At 62.7% G+C, this 14,467-nt stretch carries 17 protein-coding genes; 4 read left to right on the plus strand and 13 right to left on the minus strand.

Annotated elements, in window-relative coordinates:
* Positions 1-12: 12 nt before the first annotated feature.
* The 4 genes from NKH95_RS28755 to NKH95_RS28770 form a co-directional block, all read right to left on the minus strand.
* The gene (locus NKH95_RS28755; protein WP_023813222.1) at positions 13-411 is read right to left on the minus strand and encodes a type II toxin-antitoxin system VapC family toxin; all 399 of its coding nucleotides are present in this window, start codon (positions 409-411) and stop codon (positions 13-15) included.
* Positions 412-684, minus strand: a complete 273-nt coding sequence (locus NKH95_RS28760; protein WP_023813223.1) for an AbrB/MazE/SpoVT family DNA-binding domain-containing protein — start codon at positions 682-684, stop codon at positions 412-414. It lies immediately after the preceding gene.
* 155 nt (positions 685-839) lie between these two features.
* Positions 840-1,325, minus strand: a complete 486-nt coding sequence (locus NKH95_RS28765; RefSeq protein WP_128303536.1) for a GNAT family N-acetyltransferase — start codon at positions 1,323-1,325, stop codon at positions 840-842.
* Positions 1,325-1,606, minus strand: a complete 282-nt coding sequence (locus NKH95_RS28770; RefSeq protein ID WP_023813225.1) for a type II toxin-antitoxin system TacA family antitoxin — start codon at positions 1,604-1,606, stop codon at positions 1,325-1,327. Before NKH95_RS28770 ends, NKH95_RS28765 begins: the two co-directional genes overlap by 1 nt.
* Before the next feature lie 253 nt (positions 1,607-1,859).
* Between NKH95_RS28770 and NKH95_RS28775 the strand changes: the two genes are divergently transcribed.
* Entirely contained in the window at positions 1,860-2,846 is a 987-nt protein-coding gene (locus NKH95_RS28775; protein WP_023813226.1) for a sulfate ABC transporter substrate-binding protein, read from the plus strand.
* A gap of 256 nt (positions 2,847-3,102) precedes the next feature.
* Positions 3,103-3,552, plus strand: a complete 450-nt coding sequence (locus NKH95_RS28780) for an RrF2 family transcriptional regulator (protein WP_023813227.1) — start codon at positions 3,103-3,105, stop codon at positions 3,550-3,552.
* A 120-nt stretch (positions 3,553-3,672) separates the two neighbouring features.
* On the opposite strand, the gene NKH95_RS28785 is transcribed toward NKH95_RS28780, so the two are convergent.
* Both NKH95_RS28785 and NKH95_RS28790 read right to left on the minus strand, forming a co-directional pair.
* The gene (locus NKH95_RS28785; RefSeq protein ID WP_023813228.1) at positions 3,673-4,542 is read right to left on the minus strand and encodes an NmrA family NAD(P)-binding protein; all 870 of its coding nucleotides are present in this window, start codon (positions 4,540-4,542) and stop codon (positions 3,673-3,675) included.
* Positions 4,543-4,585: 43 nt separating this feature from the next.
* The gene (locus NKH95_RS28790) at positions 4,586-5,008 is read right to left on the minus strand and encodes a DoxX family protein (RefSeq protein ID WP_352893989.1); all 423 of its coding nucleotides are present in this window, start codon (positions 5,006-5,008) and stop codon (positions 4,586-4,588) included.
* A 119-nt stretch (positions 5,009-5,127) separates the two neighbouring features.
* Here NKH95_RS28790 and NKH95_RS28795 point away from each other — a divergent pair, with 119 nt between their 5' ends.
* Complete coding sequence (locus NKH95_RS28795; RefSeq protein ID WP_352441166.1) at positions 5,128-6,033, plus strand: LysR family transcriptional regulator; 906 nt, start codon at positions 5,128-5,130, stop codon at positions 6,031-6,033.
* A gap of 113 nt (positions 6,034-6,146) precedes the next feature.
* Positions 6,147-6,377 (plus strand): hypothetical protein, encoded by a 231-nt coding sequence (locus tag NKH95_RS28800; protein ID WP_023813231.1) that lies wholly within the window; start codon positions 6,147-6,149, stop codon positions 6,375-6,377.
* Here the strand turns inward: NKH95_RS28800 and NKH95_RS28805 are convergent.
* The 7 genes from NKH95_RS28805 to NKH95_RS28835 all read right to left on the minus strand — a co-directional run bounded on the left by NKH95_RS28805 (position 6,372) and on the right by NKH95_RS28835 (position 14,316).
* Positions 6,372-6,920 (minus strand): gluconokinase, encoded by a 549-nt coding sequence (locus NKH95_RS28805; protein WP_352893990.1) that lies wholly within the window; start codon positions 6,918-6,920, stop codon positions 6,372-6,374. The genes NKH95_RS28800 and NKH95_RS28805 overlap by 6 nt on opposite strands.
* A gap of 2 nt (positions 6,921-6,922) precedes the next feature.
* The gene (locus NKH95_RS28810) at positions 6,923-7,909 is read right to left on the minus strand and encodes an ABC transporter permease (protein ID WP_127295464.1); all 987 of its coding nucleotides are present in this window, start codon (positions 7,907-7,909) and stop codon (positions 6,923-6,925) included.
* Entirely contained in the window at positions 7,906-8,886 is a 981-nt protein-coding gene (locus NKH95_RS28815) for an ABC transporter permease (protein ID WP_127295462.1), read from the minus strand. Before NKH95_RS28815 ends, NKH95_RS28810 begins: the two co-directional genes overlap by 4 nt.
* Positions 8,883-10,430, minus strand: coding sequence for a sugar ABC transporter ATP-binding protein (locus NKH95_RS28820; protein ID WP_023813235.1), 1,548 nt, complete (start codon positions 10,428-10,430; stop codon positions 8,883-8,885). The genes NKH95_RS28815 and NKH95_RS28820 overlap by 4 nt, the downstream gene beginning before the upstream one ends.
* Before the next feature lie 79 nt (positions 10,431-10,509).
* The gene (locus NKH95_RS28825; protein WP_352441169.1) at positions 10,510-11,637 is read right to left on the minus strand and encodes a sugar ABC transporter substrate-binding protein; all 1,128 of its coding nucleotides are present in this window, start codon (positions 11,635-11,637) and stop codon (positions 10,510-10,512) included.
* Between the two features lie 301 nt (positions 11,638-11,938).
* Positions 11,939-12,967, minus strand: a complete 1,029-nt coding sequence (gene gntR, locus NKH95_RS28830) for an HTH-type transcriptional regulator GntR (protein ID WP_352611330.1) — start codon at positions 12,965-12,967, stop codon at positions 11,939-11,941.
* Between the two features lie 176 nt (positions 12,968-13,143).
* Positions 13,144-14,316: an MFS transporter gene (locus NKH95_RS28835; protein ID WP_502895376.1), complete on the minus strand. Its 1,173-nt coding sequence runs from the start codon at positions 14,314-14,316 to the stop codon at positions 13,144-13,146.
* Between the last annotated feature and the right edge of the window lie 151 nt (positions 14,317-14,467).

Genomic DNA, 14,467 nt, shown 5'->3' on the forward strand with positions numbered 1-14,467 from the left:
TCTGGTCGAGGGCTACGCCAGCCAGTTCTCGACCTTCAGGCCTTTGATCCGGTTGAACTCGCCCGTGTTGGCGGTCACCAGCGTGGCGCCCAATGCACAGGCATGAGCGGCAATAAAAAGATCGTTGTGGCCAATGGTCTGGCCTGCCGCTTCAAGCTCGGCGCGAAGTCCGCCATACTCGGCATCCACCGGCACATCGAGCGGCAAGACTGGAATCTCGGCCAGCAAGTCTTCAACCTTCTTGAGCAGCTTGGCCGATCCCTTCCTGGCGCAGCCATATCGCAATTCCGAGGCGACCACGATGCTGGTGCAAACCGCGTCATCTCCCTCGCGCGACATTGCCCTCGCGGCCTTGCCAGCCGGGTTTCGGATCATGTCGCTGATGATGTTCGTATCCAGCATGAACCGCATCTAGAAAATGTCCTCGGATTTGACTGGCGTGTCGTCGATCTCGGGGAAGTCGTCTTCAGGATCGAGCGGCGGCTCTTTCGCCCACTGGGCGAGCAACGCGGTGAGGCCAGGTTTGCGAACCGGCTCGATGACAAGACGATCGCCTTCCCGGCTGATCAGGACTTTTTCGCCGGGAAGCTCGAACTCGACAGGAATGCGCACCGCCTGGCTGCGGTTGTTGCGAAACAGCTTCGCCTCCTTGGGCGGCGTTGTTGAATGACGGTTCTGGGGCATGTTGCAGCTCTTTTGTATATGCCATTTGTATATGCCAAACAGCGCCACGGTGCAAGGCCCGGGAAAACTCGGCACAGGAGACATCGCCTGCCATCGCACCCCGGAACGTTTCGGTCTGATGGCGGTCGGCTTAATTCATGCTTCGAGCGACACGACTATCCTTTCGTCACGCCTTTCAGCGACAGCACCAAGGTCATTGGGTTTTTCGGCGAAGCCGCAAAACCGTAGTGTTCGTAAAAGGCTTTCGCCTCATCCGATATGGCATGAACAAATATCCCGCGAATCCCGAGGATCGTCGCGGCGCGACCTGCCCGTAAAACGGCGTCTTGCAGCAGCGCGGCACCCAGCCCCTTGCCTTGCCAGCCCGCGTCGACGGCAAGACGCCCGAGCACGACCATCGGAATGGGATCAGGCATGTTGCGACGAATGGCGCCGGGTGCCTGCGCGAGATCAAGCCCGCCCGAAGAGAGGCAGGAATAACCGACAACGCGCGCGTCTTCCGCCACCACATAGGTACGCGACGCGCCGCTGACCTGGTTGGCTCGCGCCCTCAGGCGAAGCCATTGGTCGAGACTTTCCGTCCCGCTTCGAAAAAGGTCGAGATCGTGATTTTCGGCCAGAGGCGCGGGCGCCGATAGTATCATCCCTGCCACGGCCTGGGCACGTTCATAAGGCGTGCAAAACCTTCACCGCTTGGCGTCTCATCGAGGATGTCGAGATAGTGCCGATAGCTCTCGGGATCCACCTTGATCAGTGCCTGGTCGAGCAGCGTGTCCTCGGCCGCACGATATGCAGCATCGATCATAAAGTCGGAGCGGGTCTTCCCGCGTATTTTCGCAGCACGGTCGATCAATATGCGCACATCCTCTCGGATGCGCAGATTGACAGGCTTGGCGTGGGTCTCGGGTGTGGTCTTTGTCATGGCAGCGCTCCTTGTCGCTCCCGTAGCACACCTGCATACACAATGTGTATCTTTTTTCGGAACAGTCAAACGAATTGGAACGATCGGCGTCCACCGAGGCGAAGTCGCACTTGAAAGAAAAAACTACGAACCTTCTATTCCGGGGATAGGTTTTCTAGAAGCGATGCATTGATCCCCGGACCCATGCCTCGTCGCACACCACGCACCCCGGCTATGGTCCGACCATAAACACATTGCATCGGAGCCTGTTTTCATGAAGCGATTTTTCCTCGGGCTTGCCACCGTCGCCGGCCTGTTCCTCGCATCCTCCCCGGCCTGGTCGGCTGACAAACTGCTCAACGCATCCTATGATGTCGGCCGCGAACTGTTCGTGCAGGTCAACAAGGCTTTCATCGCTCAGCATCCGGGCGTCACCGTCGACCAGTCGCATGCCGGCACTTCGGCGCAGGCGCGCGCCATCGCCGAGGGCCTTGGCGCCGATGTCGTTACCTTCAACCAGGTCACCGACATCGACTTCCTGGTCAAGAAGGACCTCGTGTCGGCAGACTGGCAGAAGAACTTTCCCGACAACGCCTCGCCCTTCTATTCGCTGCCGTCCTTCCTGGTACGCGCCGGCAACCCCAAGCATATCAAGGACTGGAACGATCTCGTGCGCGACGACGTGCAGGTGATCTTCCCCAATCCGAAAACCTCCGGCAATGCGCGCTACACCTATCTGGCGGCCACCGCCTACGCCAAGGAGGCCTTCAAGGGCGACGACGCCAAGGTGAAGGAGTTCATCACCAAGCTGTTCAACAACGTGCCGATTTTCGACACCGGCGGCCGCGCCGCGACCACCACCTTCGTGCAGCGCGAGATCGGTGATGTGCTGATCACCTTCGAGTCGGAGACGCGCGGTATTCGCAAGGAGTATGGCGACGGCAAGTTCGAGCAGGTCACGCCTTCGGTCAGCCTGCTGGCCGAATTCCCCGTCGCGATCGTCGACAAGGTTGCCGACGAGCACGGCACGCGCGATCTGGCCAAGACCTATCTCGACTTCCTCTACACGCCGGAGGGCCAGGACATCGCCGCCCGCAACGGCCTCAGAGCCCGCGACGCCGCTGTGGCGGCAAAATACAAGGCCGATTTCCCCGATATCCGGCTGCTGACGGTGGAAGACGTCTTCGGCGGCTGGGACAAAGTACAGAAAGAGCATTTCGCCGCTGGCGGCCTGCTCGACCAGACCTACGGCAGCCGCTGAAGGCCGCGATATCTGCGGAGTAGACGGAAAAGCCGGCGCCCTGCCGGCTTTTTTCGTTTTTGAACGCCGAAAACCTGGTTATCAGCAGAATATCCGCCTTCTCAGTGCAAAACGTTACAAAGAATCAACGCGTTTATGCCTAACGTGCAATTTGGTGGCTGTTTGCGAAACATCATCGCAGGGCGAAGACGTCATTATTTGCACACAAACAGCCGGCAGATGCGAGTGGTTGGGGCTTTTATGGGTTGATCTGGGCATGCTGACAAAAAAAGGCAAATACGGCCTCAAGGCCCTCGTGCATCTGTCTGGCCTGCCGGCCGGCCAATTGGCCTTCGTCAATGACATCGCTGTGGCCAACAATATCCCGAAGAAATTCCTCGATGCCATCCTGGGCGAGTTGCGCAATGCCGGCTTCGTCCAGAGCCGCAAAGGCAAGGAAGGCGGCTACCGCCTTGCCCGGTTGGCTTCCGAAATCAAGATCGGCCATGTCGTGCGCGTGCTTGACGGGCCGCTGGCGCCGATCCCTTGCGCCAGCCGCACGCAGTATCAGCGCTGCGAGGATTGCGACGAGGCGACCTGCCAGGTCCGCCACATGATGCTGGAGGTGCGGCAGGCTATCGCCGAGGTGCTGGACAATCGCAGCCTCGCCGCCATGCGCGATGCGGACAATGACGATTTTCCGGTCGAGCTGACGTCGCAGATCTAAACCACCGACTGCAAGCTGACCGCGCTCAGACAGACATGAGATTCTTCCATTGAAGAGGGAGTTCTCCAAATCCCGGGTTGCGAAGACCTGAAATCACAGGAGAACCCCATACAGTTTGGCCTACCCGTTCAAATTGGACGCAGCCTCGAATACATCGCGTGCGGACGTCGTACCCGCCACGTGCTCCGTACCCGCCACACCGAGGTCCATCCATCCCGCATTCACGGCCTCGTACATTTCTTCGGCAGGTCCGCTGTGGCCCTTCGGGATGCCGAATTGCTCGAGCGCTTCCGCCCACCCCGCACGCGGGATTGCAAAGGCTTTCACGTCGAGATTCAGGACTTCGCCCAATTGCTCGGCGACGTCGTCCGCGCTGACCATCGAACCAAGCTCGACGATGCGCTGCCCTGACCACATTGGCCCGGTCAAAAGCGTTGCGAATTCCGCGCCGATGTCGTTCGTCGCGACCATTGTCGATTTCCGGTTTGTCGGATTGTAGAAAGCCGGCAGCGTTCCGCCCTGCGCGACCTGCAACCCGAAAAGAAAATTCTCGAAGAATCCGCCTGCGCGCACAAAAGCAACTGGCGATGTCAGGTCGCGAAAACCTTGCTCCAGAAGGGACAAGGCCGCGATTACCCCGTGCCCGCTGGTTCTGTTCGCCCCCATAGACGAAAGCGCAACCACTCGCGGCGGCGCTGTCTTGGTGAGCGCCTCGACATAGCTTGCAATCACGCCCTTTGCTTCCTTGTAATCGGGCGAAGGCGCCCAGACAGGGGGCAGCATGACGAACGCGCCTTCGACGCCTTCGAGCGCTCGCTCGATGGCTGCCGAATCGTTCCAATCGCCGTCAACGAGCTCCACGCCCCGGTTCGCCCAGCTCAACGCCTTCTCGCGGTCGCGAACCAGCGCGCGCACCTTCTTGCCTTGCGCTAGCAAATGCCTTGCCGTCGCGCCGCCCACGTTTCCCGTGATTCCCATTACTAAGAACATGTGTTTTCTCCTGATGTTTAGGGACAGAGCTGCCCCTGTTGGTTCAATGGATGAGCGGCAGAATGGCCCGGATACGGGGATCGCGCAGATAGAGGCCGCCCCAGGTCATCGCGCCCAGAAGCAGGGAAATGATTTCCGGCGGCGACCCCAACTCACCGATGCGGAGATGGGCGCAGATGGCACCTCCCAGAAAGCCAGTCACCAGGATCGCGCCGAGGACGGCGGTGACCGGGATGGCATAGAGGATGGCGCAGGCGAGTATGATCGGACCCACGACACGGGTCAGGTCCATCGCGAACCCGGTTTCCTGCAACATGCTCGCGATCCGTGCCGGCGCGAAAAGCTGAACAGTGCCGTCTGCCATCAAAGCGATAACGACAAACGCGCTCATTATCCGGCCGGCCCACAGGGCGCGATGCAAGGTCATAGTTTCAGGTGTCTGATGCAGGTTCAGGGTTTCCGACACTTGTCATTCTCCATTGGGAAGATCCCATGTTCCAAGCTTACTGTGCCCCCAAGACGTGATAAACACCGAGGAAATGAACCGACTGTTCTCTTTTCGGGGAACAATACCGGGGCACGAAAATGCAAAATCTCGAACCCATCCTCATTTTCATAACGGTAGCGGAAATGGGGAGCTTCACCCGCGCAGCCGACAGCCTGGGCATCCAAAAGGGGAGAGCCTCAACGGCGGTCCGGAAGCTGGAAGAAGATCTCGGTGTCAGGCTCCTGCACCGGACGACGCGCAGCGTGCGGTTGACGGAAGACGGACGCGCATTTCATGCCCGTGCCCGCGATCTGCTTGCTGAAGTCGATGATCTGCACTCGATGTTCGCCGGCGATCGCGTGGCACTTCGCGGGCGTTTGCGGGTCGACCTTCCAACCGAAGTGGCGCGCACAACGATCGTGCCTGCCTTGCCGGATTTCATGGCGGCGCACCCCGAGTTGGAGCTGGAGGTGTCGAGTACGGATCGGCAAGTCGATCTGGTTCAAGAGGGGTTCGATTGTGTATTGCGGCTTGGACCCATTCGGGACGAGACGCTGATTGCCCGCCCACTGGGCCTGTTGCGCATGGCCAACGCTGCCAGCCCCGCCTATCTGGCGCGCCATGGCGTCCCTCGGTCGCTGGAAGATCTCCAGCGTCAGGAACATAGGACAATTCACTTTTCGACGGTGCTGGGCGCGAGACCCTATGGATGGGAATATCCGGACGGCGACAGCTACGCGACGCTTCAGTTGCCAGGTGGGCTACACGTCAACAGCGCGCAGACCTACGAAGCCGCCGCCCTCGCCGGCCTTGGTGTGATTCAGGCGCCACTCTTGGGCATTGGCCGATACTTGGAGAGTGGAGCGCTTGTCGAGATCATACCCGATTTTCGTCGCCGGGCGCTCGCCGTGTCCCTCGTCGTTGCGCATCGGAGCAATCTGTCGCGCCGAGTCCGCGCATTCATGAAATGGATCGAAGATGTGCTGACGCCATATATGGAATAGCGACACGAATATCTTCGTCCGACCCTCGAAATCAACATTTCTGAAGTTGTGTCTGCCGATCGGCGGTCCGGCGTCGCGGGCGCCGGCTCAAGCACGGACATGAGTACCGGGCCGTGCTCAGCCCCGCGCTGGCGCCGGAGGCGTCTGTCACCCCGGCAACGGACACCGCCAGGGATGGCGCCAAGAACATGGCCGTGCAGGCTCACTACATCCTGCTCAAGCGTGACCGCCTGCTGGAGGCGCTGAGGCTCTACCCCGAGCAGATGCTGACGTGGTCCCGCCGGCAGCGGCTGACCGAGGCCCAGGACAGCACCGGCATCGGCACTGACGATGAAAGTTCATGACCGGCGTATCAGTCGGACCGCGGCAGCGACGAGCTCACCGACCGGGCGCGTCGCATCGAGCGTCAGGGCCCGCTCCTCCACTGCCGGCGGCTCGAGGATGGCGAACTGGCTGTCGACCAGGCTTGCCGGCATGAAATGGCCCTTGCGGTTGCCGACACGCTGCCTGGCCGTGGCAGGGTCGATCTCCAGATAGAGGAAGACGATTTCCGGGCAGAAGCCGCTCAACCGTTCGCGGTAGCTGCGCTTCAGTGCCGAGCAGGCGGCAACCACGCCCTGTCCGCCGCCCACCGACTCCGCGATGCGCTCGCCGATCGCGTTGAGCCAGCCTTCGCGCAGTTGATCGGTAAGCGGTTCGCCGCTTGCCATGCGTGCGACGTTTTCCGGCGGGTGCAGCCTGTCGCCCTCGATGAAGGTAACGCCCAGCGCGGCCGCCAGCGCAATACCGACGGCCGACTTGCCGCAGCCGGCGGCGCCCATCACCACGATGGCCGGAGACACCGAGCCGGGAGCGCCCGCTGGCGCCTGTGCTGCCTTTTCGTCCACTGTCAGCGGCTTGCCGGCGCGCGGCCGTAGAGCAGCAGCATGGCGACGATGACGACACCGTAGATGATCTGCCGCCCCGCCTCCGGCATCTGCATGACGGAGAGGATGGACTGCAGCAGCGTGATGAGGATGACACCGGCGACAGTGCCGAGATAAGAGCCGCGTCCGCCCAGGATCGAGGTGCCGCCAAGCACCACCGCGGCGATCGACGGCAGCAGATAAGCGTCGCCCATCGACTGCGCCGCCTTGGAGGCATAGCCCGCCAGAAGCACGCCGCCGAAAGCCGAGAGCCCGCCGGAGACGGCGAAGGCGATCATCACCACGCGCCGCGTATCGATGCCGGAGAGATAGGCCGCGCGCTCGCGGTTGCCGATGCCGTAGACGGTGCGGCCGAAGCTGGTACGGGTCAGCACGAACACCATCGCGGCTCCGATCAGCGCCCAGATGATGACCGCGTTGGGCACGCCCGGAATGGCGAAGCCGGTCGCCAGGTAGCGCATCGCGCCCGTCGCCGAATCCTGCGGCGAGAAGCCGCCGGTGTAGACCACCATCAGCCCTTGCGCGACGGCGTTGGTGGCCAATGTGATGATCATCGAGGGGATGCGCAGATAGGCGACGCCGATGCCGTTGACGACGCCGATCAGCATGCCGCAGAAAATACCGAACGGAATGGCCAGCGCCACGCCGACCGGGCCGTAGGCCGCCGCAGCGCAGGCCATCATGGCGCCCGCCGCCACCGCCCACGGCACCGACAGGTCGATCTGACCGAGCAGGATGACCAGCATCATCCCGGTGGCGATGACGCCGAGGAATGAAGCCACCTTGAGCTGCTGCAGAAGATATTCAGGCGACAGGAAGCTTCTGGAATAGAGACTGCCCAGGAACAGCAAGAGAACGATGCAGGCAAAGGCCGTCAGCACCGCCGGATCGGCACGGCGGATGAATCTGGGCATGCGGCCGGCAATGCCGCCAAGCGTCGTTTCGCTCACAGGAACCACTCCAGCCGGTTGCGGACCCGAAACAGGGCGAAGGCGCCGAGGCTGACGGCGACCAGCAGGATAACGCCCTGGAACAGCGGCTGCCAGAGCGGATCGAAATCGAAGACGAACAACAGGTCGCCGATGGTGCGGAAGGCCAGTGCGCCGAAGATGGCGCCGATGGCGCTGCCCTTGCCGCCGAACAGCGAAACGCCGCCGAGCACCACGGCGGCGATCGAAAACAGCGTGTAGGAGTTGCCGCTGGCATAGGCCGCTTCACCCGTATAGGTGAAGAAGGTCAGGAACAGTCCGCCGATCGCCGCCAGCAGGCCGGCCAGCGTGTAGGCGGCGAACTTGCCGCGCCGGATCGGCACACCCGACATGTAGGCCGCCGTCTCCGATGAGCCCGCCGCGTAGGCGGCGCGGCCGAGCACCGAGCGGCTGAACGGCACCCAGATCACCAGCACGACGGCCAGCAGGACGACCAGGCTCGCCGGCACCACGCCAAACACACGGCCGGTCAGCGCATCGGCCAGATCCTCATTGACCGAGCCGCCCGGGAATGGCCGCAGCAAAAGGCCGATGCCGTAATAGACGGCCCCCGTGGCAATGGTGGCGACAATCGGCTGCAGCCGGCCATAGATGACGATGGCGCCGTTGATCGCGCCGCACAGCAGCCCTACCGCCAGCACGGCGATGACACCGAGCGTCGTCTGCATCGGCGTGCCGACCACCAGCCAGGAGGCGAGGCAGTTGGTGAGCAGGAAGATCATACCGACGGACAAGTCGATGCCCGCGGTGATCACCACCAGCGTCTGCGCCATGGCGACAAAGGCGAGCAGCACACCCTTGTTCGACGCCGTCTGCACGACATTGGCGGTGAAGCCCGCCGGATGGTTCGAGGTGTAGATGACGAACATGACGATGAAGATGCCGAACGCCAGCAGCGTTCCGCGCTGCTCGGCCAGCCAGTAGCGCCAATCTTTCACGCGCTTGCTCCCAGGCCCACTGGGCTCTCCTCGCCATGGATGTTGAGCGCGCTTGATATCAGCGCCCGCTCGGTGATCTCGGCACCGACCAGCTCGCGCTTGACCGCCCCGTCATAGAGCACCAGCACGCGATCGCAGCAGCCGATCAGTTCGTCATAGTCGGTCGAGTAGAACAGGATCGCCGCACCCGCGTCGGCCAGTTTGCGCATCAGCTGGTACAACTCCTGCTTGGTGCCGACGTCGATGCCACGCGTCGGATCGTTGAGCAGGATGATGCGCGGCTGGCGCATCAGCCATTTGGCGATGACCACTTTCTGCTGGTTGCCGCCCGAAAGCGCGCCGACCGGAATGTCGAGGCCCGCCGTCTTGATCGCCAAGAGGCCGACCATGTCGTCGATCAGCCGCTGCTCGGCGGCGCGATCGATGATGCCGGCCTTCGACAGCCGGTCGAGCGCCGCGAACGACAGGTTCTCGCGCACCGTCATCGGCAGCATCAGCCCTTCGGTCTTGCGGTCCTCGGGAATGAGCGCCATGCCGATGCCGTCGTCGCGCGCAACGGATGGACTGGTGATCGAGACAGACTTGCCGTCGATCAGGATCTGGCCGCTGAGGCCCCGCAGCACGCCGAAGAAGGCGAGCAGCAATTCGCGCTGGCCCTGGCCGTCGAGGCCGCCAAGGCCGACCACCTCACCTGCCCTGACGGTCAGCGAGATATCGTGCAGCCGGTCGGCCCATGAGAGCTTGCGGGCCTCGAGCCTGGGGGCCGCGGTGGCAGGCACGGCCGCCGGCTTGGGCGGAAAGATATGGCTGTATTCGCGGCCGATCATCAGTTCGACCACCTCATTGTCGCTCTTCGAGCCGGCTGCATAGCTGGCGACATTGCGGCCGTTGCGGAACACCGTGCACTGATCCGCCAGTTCGGCGATCTCGTTCATGCGGTGCGAGATGTAGAGCAGCGCCAGCCCTTCCGAGCGCAACCGCTTGAGCACCGCGAAGATCTTCGAGACATCCGCGGCGGTCAGCGCGGAGGTCGCTTCGTCGAGGATGAGGATGCGCGGCTTGCGTGCCAATGCCTTGGCGATCTCGACCATCTGTCGGCGCGACAATGGCAGGTCCTTGACCAGCGCCAGCGGGTGGATGTCGGCGGCGCCGGCGCGAGCAAGTGCTTCTTCGGCGATGCGGCGCTGCGCCTTGCGGTCGATCATGCCGAAGCGTTTGGGCGGATCGGAAATGACGATGTTGTCGGCCACGCTGAGCTCAGGGACCAGCGACAGTTCCTGGAAGATGCAGACGATGCCGGCCTTGTTGGCGGCCCCCGGAGAAGCGAAGGTCGCCTCGCGCCCATCCAGCGTCATGCGGCCCTCGTCGGGCGCCACGACACCTGCCATGACCTTGATCAGCGTCGACTTGCCGGCGCCGTTTTCGCCGAGAATGGCGTGGATGCTGCCGGCTTCGACAACAAGCTCGGCCTTCTCCAGCGCGCGTACACCGCCATAGCGCTTGGATATGCCTTCCATACGAAAGAGCGGAGCCGCACCGTCCATCGGCCCTCCCAGGGCGATTGTGGAATTGAGACAAGCGCCGCGGCTCAAGCAGCGGCGCCAGGTGACAGCCAGCGATGATTTACTGGTTTTCCTTGGTCTGACCCATGATTTCCTGGGCGCTGAAATTGATGCCGCAGGTCGGGAAGGAATTGCCGACGAAGAAATTATCGGATTCCTTGGGGAAATAATCCGTGCCTTCCTTCAAGTTCGGGTCTTCGGCGATCGCCAGCGGCAGCTTCACCTCTTGTGGCACCACCTCGCCTTCGAGTGCGGCGATCGCGGTCTTGATGGCGACGGCGACCTGAGCCGGACCCGAGCCTGCGGACGAGCACTTCAGCCCGTCGGCCGAATGCGCGGCGCAGAACTTGCGGAAGCCGTTCTCGGTCTCGCCGCCAAACGGCACGAACGGATGCTTGGCGTCGATCATCGCCTGCACGATGCCGGTGTCGCCGCCCTGCCCGGTGATGCCGTCGAACGGACCGTTGGTGGCGATCGCATCGGCGGTCACTTTCTGTGCCACGCCGTCATCCCATTTGCCGGCGACTTCGGTCACGTCCCACTTCTTGCCGGACGCGTCGAAGACCTCGTGGATGCCGTTGTGACGATCGGTGTCGACGGAGGTGCCGGCGACGCCGCGCACTTCCAGGATCTTGCCGCCGTTCGGTATCTTGGCGACCAGCCACTTGGCCCACAATTCGCCAAGGCCCTTCTGATCGACATTGACGTTGATGGCGTCCTTGGTGTCGAGGATGTTGTCGAAGGCGACCAGCACGATGCCGGCTTCCTTGGCGCGCTTGATGACCGGACCGAAGGCCGTCGGGTTCTGGGCGTCGGTAACGATGGCGTCATAGCCGGAATCGATGAAATTGTTGATCGCCGAGATCTGCGCCGGCACGTCCTCGCCCGTCGAGACGACCTTGAACTCCTTGATCTTGGCTTTGACTTCAGGTTGTGCGGCGTAGGCCTTGGCCGTCTGCACCATCTGGATGCGCCAGGTATTGGCGATATAGCCATTGGCAAAGGCGATGCGGAACGGCCCTTCCTTCTTGGGATATTTGAAGAATTTGGTCTCCGCGTCCCACGGCGCGAAACAATCCGCCTGAGCGGCGGGACCCGACACGATTTCGGGTCCGGCGGCCATGGCGGCCGAATTGAGCATGACGAATGCAGTGGCGGCAACGACGCCACCAACAAGTGACTTGATCATCGATAGTCCTCCCGATTGCAGTTCAGATTGTTCGTTTCGCAATGCGAATTTTCGCGCGATGGACCGGCACCTCCCGCCTCGCCATGCGCGTCCTTGGCCGCCCGTGGTGGCCGACCCGGTTCCTCCCTTGTCGCCGCCAGCAGTACGAAGACTATCATATTATCCATAATAAACAAGTATTAGTTGTCGCTTATGTATAATAAACAGGTACGCCCTGTCGTTTATGCACCTGCTTGCAGGAAGTGGTAGCGCTACCAAATTGGCGTGTAAACCGGCATTCGCACAGTCGCTTCTGTGCGTTTCAACGCGCCGTGCTCTCGCGGCGCTTGAGCTCGAAACCGAGGTCGACGATCCGTTGCTCCGGTCTGTTGCCGGCGATCGCCGCAAGCGCCATGGCAACGGCACGCCGGCCGATCTCATAACGATGGGTGCGGATGCTGGTGACCGAAGGAAACGCCACCTGCATCATGTCGAGATCGTTGAAACCGACGATGCCGATCGTCTTCGGCACCGCGATCGAGGCGCGATGGCATTCGAACAAGACGCCGAGCGCGATATCGTCATTGTTGCAGAAGACACCGTCGAGTGTCGGCACCTTGGCCAGCGCATCGCGGAACATCTCGCGGCCGAGCGACACGCTGGACAGCACCGGCGTAGTGGTGACGAGGCGCGGATCGAACAGGCCCGCGGCCTCCATCGCCGCGCGATAGCCGGCAAGGCGCCGCTGCGAACGCGGATCCATGCGCGCGCCGATGAAGCCGATGCGGCGATAGCCGGCCTCGATCAGATGCTCGGTCGCCGCCCTGCCGCCATCGAGATGCGAGAAGCCGACCATCATGTCGACGGGATCTGGACCGGTTTCCATGACTTGCACCACAGGGCAGCCGGCACTTTCCAGCAGCTTTCGCGAAGCCGGTGTCTGATCGATGCCGGCGACGATCAGCGCGGCTGGCCGTTGCGAACCGAACACCTGCAGCAGCCGCTCTTCCTCAAGACCGGAATAGTGGGTGTTGCCAAGCTGGATGCGGAACGGGCTGGCCGACAGGCTGTCATAGATGCCACGCACCACCTCGGCGAAGACGTTGTTGGTCAGCGACGGCACCAGCACGCCGAACACTTCGGCGCGCGCCGAGGCCAGCGCCCGGGCATTCGGGTCCGGCACATAGCCCAGCTCGTCGACGGCGGCCTGGATCTGGCGGCGCAGCTCTTCGGACACACGCTCCGGCTCGCGCAGGGCGCGCGACACGGTGATGGCACCAACGCCGGCCTTGCGCGCGACATCCGCGATGGTAGGGCGGCCGCCGCCCCGGCGCGAGCGCGGCTTGGTCAAGGGCGCACTCCTGGCGACGGGCTTGTGCAGCCAAGCGCCTTTAGAACCATATTCAGGGTCTTTGCCACCGTCGTCATGCCAAATCGGCCTGTTGCCGCACCAATCCGCCTTCCGGCGTCGCGCAGCCTTGGGTGGTTGTCAAGCCGCGCAGCTCCCGGACATTGGGCAGGGTGAGCTCAGGCCATCACGGCTGTGCTGCGCCGTGCCTTCCACAACAGCAGCCCGATCGCCAGTATGTTCAGCAAATTCCAGGCGATGCCGTTGAGGAACGCAGCCGCATAAGAGCCGGTCAAATCGTAGATCCAGCCCGACATCCAGCCGCCGATCGCCATGCCGAAGATCGTCGCCATCAAGACGATGCCGATACGCTGGCCAGCCTCTTTGGCCGGCATATAGTCGCGCACGATGATCGCGTAGCAAGGCACGATACCGCCTTGCGACAGGCCGAACACCAGCGACACCACATAGAGCGAGGCAAGCCCGTCGAACGGGATGTAGAACAGCAGCGACAGGCATTGCAGCACCGAGCCGATCATCAGTGTCCACACCGCGCCGATACGGTCGGCGAGAAAGCCCGATGCCAGCCGGCTGACGACGCCGCCTGCCATCATGATCGACAGCATGTCGGCGCCATGCGCCACGCCGTAGCCGAGATCCATGCAATAGGCGACGATATGCACTTGCGGCATCGACATCGCCACGCAGCAGCCGAGGCCGGCGACGACCAGCAGCACCTGCAACGCCGCCGGAGACAGCGGCATCGACTGCACCGGCCGGCTTCCGGGCGAACCGGCAGCAGCCGCAACTGGGGCACCACGCCGCAGCATCAGCACCAGCGGCACCATTGTCACCAGGCAGAAGATGCCGATTGCCGCATAAGTGAAGCGCCAGCCTTCCGCCTTTATCAGTGTCGGCATGATGGTCGGCCAGATCGCTCCGGCGAGGTAATTTCCGGCGGCCGCCGCGGTCACCGCGACACCGCGCCGGCGATTGAACCAGTGTGATATATCGGCGATCAGCGGCCCGAAGATCACCGACGTGCCGACACCGATCAGCACTCCTTGGGCAAGCGTGAATTGCAGGATCGAGGTCGACAGCGCCGCGAGCAGCAGGCCGGCGGAAAGCGCGATCGAAGAGAGCAGCGCCGGGATCCAGTAACCCATCCGGTCGATGGCGCGACCGACCAGCACGTTGCCGGCGGCGAAACCGACCATGGTCGCGGTGTAAGGCATGGACGCCGCGGCGCGGTCGACGCCGAACTCGGCCTGCACCGCGGGCAGCACGACGACGACAGCCCACATGCCGACGGCGCCGATCGTCGCCAGCAGCATCGAGATGGCAAGCCGCATCCAGGCATAGGAGCTGTCGATGCCGGGGCCGGCCTGGAGGCTGTCGGTTCGGGTCAAGGCGTTTCCTGTCGGCGGTCTCGGAGATCGGCTGCCGTTTGCGCCACTATCGGCGCATTCTCAGGCCGCAGCAGCGCCACAGCGGGCAAATCCG

The organism is Mesorhizobium sp. M0848 (genome assembly GCF_040319805.1).
Taxonomy (GTDB): Bacteria; Pseudomonadota; Alphaproteobacteria; order Rhizobiales; family Rhizobiaceae; genus Mesorhizobium.

Coding starts and splice junctions, on each gene's coding strand:
- NKH95_RS28755 (WP_023813222.1), bottom strand. CDS start 411: ATGCGGTTCATGCTGGATACGAACATCATCAGCGACATGATCCGAAAC.
- NKH95_RS28760 (WP_023813223.1), bottom strand. CDS start 684: ATGCCCCAGAACCGTCATTCAACAACGCCGCCCAAGGAGGCGAAGCTG.
- NKH95_RS28770 (WP_023813225.1), bottom strand. CDS start 1,606: ATGACAAAGACCACACCCGAGACCCACGCCAAGCCTGTCAATCTGCGC.
- NKH95_RS28775 (WP_023813226.1), top strand. CDS start 1,860: ATGAAGCGATTTTTCCTCGGGCTTGCCACCGTCGCCGGCCTGTTCCTC.
- NKH95_RS28780 (WP_023813227.1), top strand. CDS start 3,103: ATGCTGACAAAAAAAGGCAAATACGGCCTCAAGGCCCTCGTGCATCTG.
- NKH95_RS28785 (WP_023813228.1), bottom strand. CDS start 4,542: ATGTTCTTAGTAATGGGAATCACGGGAAACGTGGGCGGCGCGACGGCA.
- NKH95_RS28795 (WP_352441166.1), top strand. CDS start 5,128: ATGCAAAATCTCGAACCCATCCTCATTTTCATAACGGTAGCGGAAATG.
- NKH95_RS28820 (WP_023813235.1), bottom strand. CDS start 10,430: ATGGACGGTGCGGCTCCGCTCTTTCGTATGGAAGGCATATCCAAGCGC.
- NKH95_RS28825 (WP_352441169.1), bottom strand. CDS start 11,637: ATGATCAAGTCACTTGTTGGTGGCGTCGTTGCCGCCACTGCATTCGTC.
- NKH95_RS28835 (WP_502895376.1), bottom strand. CDS start 14,316: ATGCGGCTTGCCATCTCGATGCTGCTGGCGACGATCGGCGCCGTCGGC.